The organism is Pseudomonas sp. NFACC32-1 (assembly GCF_900101215.1).
In the GTDB taxonomy this organism is placed as follows: Bacteria; Pseudomonadota; Gammaproteobacteria; order Pseudomonadales; family Pseudomonadaceae; genus Aquipseudomonas.
The window spans coordinates 1-1,082 of record NZ_FMUL01000046.1 but is presented as its reverse complement, the minus strand read 5'-3'; the positions used below and the strand labels follow the sequence as shown (position 1 = coordinate 1,082).

Genomic DNA, 1,082 nt, shown 5'->3' with positions numbered 1-1,082 from the left:
GCCTCCACCTGCCCGTGGATCAACGCGTCATGGGGGTAGGTCGCCGGCGACGCATTCCAGGTCTCCAGCAGTTGGCGACGCTCGGCCTGCGGCAGCACCGGCAGGCTCTGCACCGGTGTTTGCGGCGCCTGTTCCAGGGCCTCGAACAGGCTGCGCAGCGCGACTTGCAGGTAGTCGCAGATGCGTTGCGCCCCGATCCGCGATTCCACCAGCGCCGTCAGGCTGAAGCCATCCCCGAGGTCATCGACGTTCATGGTCAGCGGGTAGTTGGTACGTTCTTCGCTGGACAGCATCTGCATGCCGCTCCAGGCCGACAGCAAGGCCTCTGTCACCTGCGTGGCACTGTGGCGGTAATTCAGCAGCGCACTGAACAAAGGCGTCGGCGCCGCCACGCCACTGCAACGCTGGGCCAGGGCCAGGGAAGCGTGCTCATGAGCCAGCATTCCGGTCAGCCGGGCATGGGTCGCCTTCACCGCCTCGTCCACGCTTTGCTCGCCCACCGACACGCATATCGGCAAGGTATTGATGAACATCCCCAGCGCACGGTCGGCACCGTCGCCCCCCTGCATCCGCCCCATCAGTACGGTGCCGAAGACCACGTGTTCCTGGCCGCACGCCAGGGCCATGACCCGTGCCCAGGCCAGATGGATCAGGCTCGCGGCGCTGACGCCCAGGCGCCGGGCCTGGCTGCGCAGCCCCCGGCCCACAGCGTCATCGACCGCAACCGTGACTTCCTCGATGCCACGCCCGTCGCCCTGGACCTGGGCCAATCCGAACGGCAGCGTCGGCTCCTCGATCTCACCGAGCATCTGCCGGAAAAACACTTCGTGCTCTTGCTCGCTCATTCCAAGCCTGGCCTGGGCGACATAGTTGCGGTACGGCACCGCTTCGGCCAACTGTGCGGCTTCGCCCATCAGGTGCGCCTGCATTTCGTGCTGCACCACTTCCAGGGCCGTATGGTCCAGGGCCATGTGGTGGAACAGCAGGATCGCCACCCAGCGGTCCTGGGCCTCGTCCCGGGCATGGACCAGTTGCAGCATCGGCGCCCGACGCAGATCCAGGCGGTAGTGCCGCGCATCGAA

At 66.6% G+C, this 1,082-nt stretch carries 1 protein-coding gene; it reads right to left on the bottom strand.

The annotated features are described in order from the left end of the window. The coding region (locus BLP99_RS26030) for a condensation domain-containing protein (RefSeq protein ID WP_256327900.1) at positions 1–1,082 on the bottom strand (1,082 nt) is incomplete at both ends.